This window comes from Sorangium sp. So ce726 (assembly GCF_051521405.1).
In the GTDB taxonomy this organism is placed as follows: Bacteria; Myxococcota_A; Polyangia; order Polyangiales; family Polyangiaceae; genus Sorangium.
Genome location: NZ_CP150349.1, coordinates 3,339,938 through 3,347,500, shown reverse-complemented (window position 1 = coordinate 3,347,500; position 7,563 = coordinate 3,339,938). Strand labels below are relative to the sequence as shown.

6 protein-coding genes (1 of these 6 running past the window's edge) are annotated in these 7,563 nt (G+C 67.9%); 5 read left to right on the top strand and 1 reads right to left on the bottom strand.

What is annotated here, in order from left to right; all coding sequences use genetic code 11:
* Positions 1-504 carry the 3' end of a hypothetical protein gene (locus WME79_RS12730; protein ID WP_437535083.1) on the top strand. Its footprint begins 510 nt before the window's first position, so only the last 504 of its 1,014 coding nucleotides appear in the window; its start codon lies beyond the left edge, outside the window; the stop codon is at positions 502-504.
* Positions 505-623: 119 nt separating this feature from the next.
* Positions 624-1,904, top strand: coding sequence for a sigma 54-interacting transcriptional regulator (locus WME79_RS12725; protein WP_437535082.1), 1,281 nt, complete (start codon positions 624-626; stop codon positions 1,902-1,904).
* 19 nt (positions 1,905-1,923) lie between these two features.
* On the opposite strand, the gene WME79_RS12720 is transcribed toward WME79_RS12725, so the two are convergent.
* On the bottom strand, positions 1,924-3,531 hold the full coding sequence (locus WME79_RS12720; protein ID WP_437535081.1) for a tyrosine-type recombinase/integrase: 1,608 nt from the start codon (positions 3,529-3,531) through the stop codon (positions 1,924-1,926).
* A 1,648-nt stretch (positions 3,532-5,179) separates the two neighbouring features.
* On the opposite strand from WME79_RS12720, the gene WME79_RS12715 reads away from it, so the two are divergent.
* The 3 genes from WME79_RS12715 to WME79_RS12705 are packed head-to-tail and all read left to right on the top strand — an operon-like array spanning position 5,180 to position 7,538.
* Entirely contained in the window at positions 5,180-5,719 is a 540-nt protein-coding gene (locus tag WME79_RS12715) for a hypothetical protein (protein WP_437535080.1), read from the top strand.
* Positions 5,716-6,435 carry a hypothetical protein gene (locus WME79_RS12710; RefSeq protein WP_437535079.1) on the top strand — a complete coding sequence of 240 codons (720 nt, stop codon included), beginning with the start codon at positions 5,716-5,718 and terminating at the stop codon, positions 6,433-6,435. Before WME79_RS12715 ends, WME79_RS12710 begins: the two co-directional genes overlap by 4 nt.
* On the top strand, positions 6,432-7,538 hold the full coding sequence (locus WME79_RS12705) for a hypothetical protein (protein WP_437535078.1): 1,107 nt from the start codon (positions 6,432-6,434) through the stop codon (positions 7,536-7,538). Before WME79_RS12710 ends, WME79_RS12705 begins: the two co-directional genes overlap by 4 nt.
* Positions 7,539-7,563: the final 25 nt, after the last annotated feature.

Below are 7,563 nucleotides of genomic sequence, written 5' to 3'. Positions count from 1 at the left end.
GAGGAGCGCGAGAGCGCTAGGACGGCCGAGCTCGCGGCCCTCGACCGACGCCACGCGGCGCTGCGCGGCCGGCCCCTCGCCCGCGACGCCGAGGAGGCAACTGCGACCGCGGAGGCGGCACGGAACGCCCTCGATCCGCGGGCGCTGGACCACAACCGGCTGCGGGCGTTCGGGGACGCGCTCGACGCGCTCGAGACACGGCTCGACGCGCTCGAGAGGGTCGCGGCGCTCGATCGGCGCCACGCCGATCTCGCCGCATGGGCCGCGGAGCGGCGGCGGCCCGAGGCAACGGCGGCGGCCCAGGTCGCCGCGGCGCGCGCGAGGACGCCGGGCGCCGATGAGGGCGCGCTCCGCGCCTACGAGAGCGCGCTCGCCCACCTGCGGGAGGCGCTCGCCCGACCTGCAGCGTCGGGACCGCGACCGCAGGTGGAGGTGGGGCCCCAGCAGCCCAGGTGCACGAACCCGGGCGACCCGATGTGCGGGTTCGACGGGCGGTCTCTCTGAGGCGCTGAAGCTGCGCTTCTCTGCGGCGAGCTGCGCCGCTCTCCGGGCGAACGACATCACCGTCGCCCCCCAGCGCGGCGCTTCCACGCTCCGGAGGTGCATGGCACCCTGCGAGCAGAATGGCCAAGGACGTGTCGAGCACCGTCGAGCACCGGAGCCCGGTGCGGCCCGAGGCCGGGAGGCGGCGGCCAGCGCTGGTGTGCGCGTTCCCGCGGCCCATGGCGTTCGCGCTGCCCGACTCCGGGACCGTCATCGGCCGCACCTGGCTCGCCGAGCGCGGCCTCGCCGACGCAGAGGTATCAGGCAAGCACCTGCGGATCGATCGCGCCGGCGGCGCGCTGCGCGTCGCCGACGTCGGGTCGCGCAACGGCACGTGGGTGAACGGGTCGAGGCTCGCGCCGCGCGATCTCACGCCGCTCGATGACGGGGCAGTGCTGAGGCTCGGGCGCGTCCTGTTCGTCTTCCGCGAGGAGCTCCTCGGCCCGCTCGATCCGGCGCCGCCCGTCGGCGGGCTCGTCGGGCCGTACGGGCTGCGCGGCGTGGCGCAGCCCCTCGCGGGATTGCCGCGGAGCCGCCCAGGCAACGTGCTCATCGAGGGGGAGACCGGCGTGGGCAAGGAGCTCGTCGCCCGCGCCACGGCGGCGGCCCTCGGGCGCGCGGCGCCGTTCGCGGCGGTGAACGTGGCCGGCGTCGCCCGCGGCGTCTTCGAGTCGCAGATGTTCGGGCACGTGGCGGGGGCGTTCTCGGACGCGCGCAGCGCAGCGCCCGGGATCGTCGTGGCCCACGACGGCGGGACGCTGTTCCTCGACGAGATCGGCGAGCTCGATCCCGATCTCCAGGCGAAGCTGCTGCGGCTCCTGGAGAACCGCGAGGTGCTGCCGGTCGGGGCGCAGCGGCCGGTCCACGTGAACGTGCTGGTCGTCGCCGCGACCCACAGGGACCTCGAGGAGATGGTGGAGCGCGGGGCGTTCCGGCGCGACCTGTTCGCGCGGCTCGCGATGGCGCGCATCCACGTGCCGGCGCTCCGCGAGCGGCGCGAGGACCTCTTCAGCGTGGCAGGCGAGCTCGCGCGGCGCGCGGGCGTCGCGCTCCCGGCCGAAGCGGTCGAGGTCGAGGCCATGGAGCGGCTGCTGCTCGATCCCTGGCCGAGCAACGTGCGCGGGCTCGACGCGGCCCTCGCGGAGGTGCGCCGCCTCGATCACGAGCCCGGGCTGCGGCTGTGGGCGGTCGAGGAGGTGCTCGGGAAGGCGCCGGACGACCAGAAGACCGCGCTCACGCAGGAGCGCGTCGAGTCCGCCCTCGCGGCCGCCGGAGGCAACGTGACGTCGGCCGCGGAACGGCTCGGCGTCTCGCGCGGTAAGCTGCTGCGCTTCCGCAAGCGCACTCAGCAAGGGGAGTGAGCGCGCCTGGTTCGGTGCGTCAGAAATCCCGCCAGGATTTCTGGGACGACGCGACGGAGGCGGACGAAATGTCAATGATTTCAATCTGTTCTGTCTGATTCGCGGTCGGGTCGCTCGCCGGCGTGGCCCAACGCGGGCCCAACGGGCCGCCTGCAGCCACCGGGGCGCCCGCTGCCGGCTGGCCGGCGTGGTCAACGACCGCGCCCGGCGCTCGGTGGTGCAGCGCGCGGACAAGGGACGCGCCGTTGCTCGGCGACGGCGAGCCCGCCTCCAGTCCCGCGGACGTGGGAGCACCTCCACCTAAAGGGCCGCCCTTGCCGTTCAGCTCGGGGATCGCCTCGTCCAGAGGCGCGAAGTCCCCCAAGCCGAGCTCAGCGACCTTGCGCGCCGCGCGCTTGTAGTGGTGGATCTGGCGGCTCGACTTATGCCCGGTCCGATCGGAGATCCACGTCTCCGTGCGGCCGTTTGCGAGTTTGATTGTGATGAAGGTCGCGCGGGTGTCGTGCAAGCGTATATTCAGCCGTGACTGCGTGGTCTCGAACAACTCGGGCCGATCGATGCCAGCTCGGCGCAGGTGATTTCGAAAGTTGTGCGCCCCACTGCGCCCCGGCAGGGGCCCACTCGGCCCAATGAAGACACGCTCCTTCGGGGGACATATAGCGAAATAGGCCCGAAGCGCGCGCACGACGTCGGGTGAGAGTGCCCAGGCGCGTGGGTCATCCGTCTTGTTCTCGTCGAGCACCACGGCGCCGCGCTCGAGATCGAGGTCGGACGGCTCCAGCCTTCCGGCCTCGTCCGCCCGCATTCCCTCGCGAATCAGGAAGCCATAATAGATCCGATAGGACAGCGGAATATTCATCGCCGCCATGAGGCGCCTATCCTCGTCGGGATAGAGGGAGCCTTTGGCCTTGTTGTCCTCTGCCTTGGGGATCCATCCACGCGGCAGCGGATTGCTGGCGATGATGCGCGCCGGATAGGTCGCGAGCGCGAGTATCCGATGAATGACCTTTGCGACTCCTTGGCGCGAGGAGTCCTCAAGATGTCCTGGCAGCATGGAGATCGCGCGATCCGCATGATCGAGCGTCAAACGAGAGAGAGGAACGGGGCCGAGTACCCCTAGAACATGATTGAGCTTATGCCGGTATTGCTCCGGATGGCGAAGCGCTTTCACATGCAGTGGGTATTGCTCGGCGAGCCTTCCAGAAACAACCAACTCGGCGAACTCAGCGAAGGTTGTTTCCCCGGACGCGCGAGCACGCGCTTCGCCCCTGCAGAGCTGCTCGATTGCAAGCCGGACGTCGCGGAGCGCGCTGCCCTCGCGCGCAGCAGCCCGCTCCAGCAGCGGCAAGCCGAGAACGATCTGGCCGGCTGCGAGCAGGCGCCCGGCGAGGTCGGCCAGCACCTCCAAGCGCGCGTTGGCTTCCTGCTCGGTCCGGCACGTCGGCAAGCTGAACGTGGATCGACCGGCCTCGCCGAGGCTGAGGCGCGCGGTCCACGTCTTCCCGCGCAGCCGGACGGACCCGGAGCCGTTGGCGCGCTTTTCTCCTGCTGGACTGCCAGGGGCGCGGGCGGTCAGCTTCGGGCGATCCGTCGTGCTCGCCGAACTCGGTGAGTCTGCGACGGGCACAGCTGGCTCCGCGGCCGGAGAGGGGCGCCCGCCAGAGCGGCCCGAACGCGGACGCCGGTCGGTCGACGCCGGTGCAGGATGGGATGCGGTGGGGAACGAAGCCGAGCGCTTGGCGCGCGCCCGTCGCTGGGGTACGTCGGTCATGGATCGGTCTCCGGTGATGCGGGGGTCGATCAAGGGCCCGTCCGGCGTTGGTCGCGCCGAGCGGGCCCGCTCTACTTCGGCGGCAGCCTAGCACGGCGTGTTCCTGCGGGAGGAGCGCTCGCCCGGTCGGTGTTCGGGCATGGGACAGACTCTAGGCCAACAGAGGCCAGCACCGCGGCAACCCGTGTGCGCTCATCCACCTCTGCGTCACCGCGCAATGGTGGGTCACTGGCCAGCGCCTGGAGGTAGGCGACGAACGCTTCACGCTGGACGAGGCGCAGCTTGCCAAGCCTCGTGACCGGCAGCGGGAAGCCCGGTCCTCGGATCGTGTCGAGGAAGACGCGTGCCGGGATCCCGGTGACCGACTCAACGTTCTTCTGCGAGAGCATCTCCGGGTGCGGCGCTGTGAGCGTGAGCCCGTCCAGCGGGATCGCGAGCGTCGCCGTGGCCGTGGTGGGCTGGGGAAGCCCCCTCGGAGGGCGCGCTCTTCGGGCTGGCACGTCCGGGAATGTCCTCTCGACCACGCGCGTGCCGTTGTCCGCCTGACGAAGAGCAAGGGGTGCCGATACACGGGCGAGAGCCGCTCGTGTCATGATGTACCTCCATCCGTGTTGGGTTCGTTCGCAACCGTGACCGACGCCGCCAAAAGGTGCCCGAAACGGTAGTTCTGCGCTCCCGGTAGTTCGCCGCGAACTACCGGGGTACGCGCCCGGAGAGAACATCGAGCCGTATCGCGGGGTTAGGTGTTCTGGGAAGCGTCGCTGAGGGGCCGAAAACCGGGGATAACGAAGGGCTCGATTTGGTAGTTCTGAGCGCCCCCTCGGCGTCGCTCGCGGAGGTGACACCGAGGGGTGCACCGGGACCGGCTGCGATCGCGGGTGCGGCCGTGCCGTGGCGGTGGGGCCATCGGCGGCACCGAATCATCTCCATCGCACATCGGCGCACGCTGCTAACGGAACTGCGTCCATTCCGTGCGGTGTCGGCCGTGGGGCGCTCCTCGTCGGCAACGAGCTCGGGCGGCCTCCAAGCGCCCGGCGCGCTCGGCGAGCACCTCAGCCGCCGGTCGGCTCCGCCCTCGGTCCGGCACGCCGCGGTGGGGTTCAGCGTCGGCGATGCCAGGGCGCGGAGGGCGAGGCGAGCGCCGCCGCACGTTCGTCTGCCGGTCGGGCTCTGGTCCATGCTGGTGGCGAGCGCTGTGCTCGCGTGACTGTCAAGGCTCGGCGTGCCCGCGGCGCGCGTCGCGCTCGCGGGCGACGTCGTGCAGCCCAAGCCGCGCGGCGGCTAGCCCGCTCGCACGGCGACCTGCACCGGCAGCCGATGCCGGCAGGTTGACGAGGACTGGAGCCGCGCAGGCAGCGGCGCACTGGCGCACGCTCTGGACGGTACGACCCACGTCCATGGCTGTGTCCTTGTCTAGATTCCGTTTGACGCCCAATCCTGTCCTCAGAAGAATGGCCCGCGTCGCCACGTTGCTCGTGTGTTTCGGAAGACGGGGGGAGAGACGATGAGGACGACAGGCTGGCAGCTCTCATCGTGGGCGGTGTTCGCGCTCCTGCTCAGTGTCGTTCCGACACAGGCAGACGCATCCGAGCTGAGTGCCGGAATAAGCCTCGGGTGGCTCCAAGCCGGTACCGTTCCGCGCCTCGCGGTGGGGCCGCACGCTGGCATATCGTGGCCCATCCAGCGAGATATCCTGTTCACGGTGCACGACCTGTGCACGATCCTACCCCCGACCCAGGAGGACGGGCCCGGGGTCTACAACCAGACCTCGGTTGACATCGGGTACGCGTGGAAGGACGGCAACATCAGCGCGGGGCCATCGGTCGCGTTCTACGTCATGCCGGCGTGCGGCGTCACCTTGTGCGGCCACGTCGCTGGCTTGGCCGTAGGCGGCCATGCGCAGACCAACGCGTACGTTGCTGGACCGCTGGGCGTGTCGGTGAGCGTCAACGTGGATTGGGTCGGTCGGGGCAGCCTGGTGCTCCCGGGCTACGTGTCCGTCGTCGTTGTTGCTGGTCCTGTGCTTCGATGGAGTGAGAAATGAACGCGAGAAGAGTTCTGTTGCTGATCGTGACCATATCGGTTTGGACGCTGGCGGCGTGCAACTGGACGTTCGGCGACTGCTATCCTGTCGAGGAAAGGACTTCGGGTGCAGGTGCCGGTCCAGGCTCTGAGCCCCGCCCCATCTACACCTCCGCCGCATCCGGTGACTTCGGGGCCGACCCGCAAGGTGGCGGCGAGCGCAAGATCGCGTGCAACGAGTCGGATCTCGAAGACGAAGACGACGACGACGAGGAGCGCCCGAGCGACAGCTCGGAGAAGCCGACAGCTAGCCCGACGAGCCCGCCAGACCCCTGCCAGCAGAGCGGCGCTCCGACCATGGGGTGCACAGGCAAAAAACTAATCGACCCGCGGGCTTTCGATTTTGTTACCATCGTTGCCTACGATGGGGCAGTCGCGGGTGGTTGGCAGGAGGCAAAGGCATATCTGTTCTTCGGCCACAATCAAGAGGGCGACGATGCGTGCATGGTTCACATTGGGATGCCATTGCAAAGCGTGGTTTGGGGGAAGATCTCGGCGGAGAGGGCGGCCACTATCAGCGCTGATGTGGCGAATTGGTCAGCGGATGAAGTGTACAAAAAGGATGATGGCGAGAACCTCCCTCCTGGTATATTCTGTAGGACGTTCAAGGCTAGAATAACAGAGCAATTTGAGAGCGATTTTTACAAGCCCCTCGGCGCCAGACTCCAGAATCCATGAAACACAGCCTTGCCGAACTACTGGACATTGTCTACCGATACTACCCCCGTGGGGTTGGAATCACCGACGATGTCGACGAACAGCTCCGCAACAAGACCGAAGAGCACGCCCGGCTAGTGGCCGCGCGGATCCAGGCTTCAAAGGACGAGCGCTGGCACGCCATGCGGCGTCGGATCGGAGAACGCTTCCCCGGCATGCTCACGGATCAGTCGCTACATCTCCACAGCGGCGGCTGCGATGGTTGCTATTCCTTCACGATCAATCTGCCACAGTCTGCCGGCCGAACGCTCTCGTTTGAAGTGAGCTTTCTGGCTCCTTACTACATCATCCACAGTCCGCGCACGATCGAAATAGTGAAGGAGCTAAGGGAATCTTTCACGGTCTCCTTTCGGGGTATGCTATTCATTGTGTCTCGAAGCCCGCTCGATCCCTGGCTCATCTCGAACCCGGACCATGAAAACCCAAGGACCGTCACCATAACCCGGCGATACGTCACCTTCGATCTGTCGCCTGACGAGCAGCCGTACGCGGACTGGATCGCCCACGAGATCGAAGCAACGTTTGGTTGCGAGCGCATGCCGCCAGAGGTCGGAACCGTACTCGTGCCGGAGGTGGCGACGAACCTGCGGATTCCGGGGGAAGTCAGGCTATACGACTGCCTGTTTTCGGATCGCTACACATGGGTGAAACCATCGCCGTCCGAAGTGCCGGCACCTCGCGCAAAGGTCGATGAGAGCAGCCTTACAGATCGGTTTGTTGCGGTGCTTGCTGTGCTCCGGGCGCATCACCAGATTGGATGGACTCTCAGGTGGCCTGCGATGGTTAGAAGATTGCCGGAGTCAGAACGACAGTCGGCGGCGGTTTTTTTGTCAGCGTCGACGGATGGCTTTCTGCACAAGGACAAGATGCTGGAGGAGCTTGCGCGCATGCGCCCGCACGACGAATCGCCGGAGACTCTCCGCGCCATGGCTGCCAAGCGTGAGCTCGAAGCGCTGGTCGCTTCGTGGGACGGTGAAGGCGAGCCGCCGGCCTCCATGGTCGCTTGGGCCTCCAGCCTCCTGGATAGCTGGCTCGTGGACTCGGATTCCGAAGCTCCCTCGTAGCCGTCGTGGAGCTCTGCGCCGTCCT

Bases quoted from the DNA above. Each gene is read 5' to 3' on its own strand.
- WME79_RS12710 (WP_437535079.1), top strand. From the start codon at position 5,716: ATGAACGCGAGAAGAGTTCTGTTGCTGATCGTGACCATATCGGTTTGG.
- WME79_RS12715 (WP_437535080.1), top strand. From the start codon at position 5,180: ATGAGGACGACAGGCTGGCAGCTCTCATCGTGGGCGGTGTTCGCGCTC.
- WME79_RS12705 (WP_437535078.1), top strand. From the start codon at position 6,432: ATGAAACACAGCCTTGCCGAACTACTGGACATTGTCTACCGATACTAC.
- WME79_RS12725 (WP_437535082.1), top strand. From the start codon at position 624: ATGGCCAAGGACGTGTCGAGCACCGTCGAGCACCGGAGCCCGGTGCGG.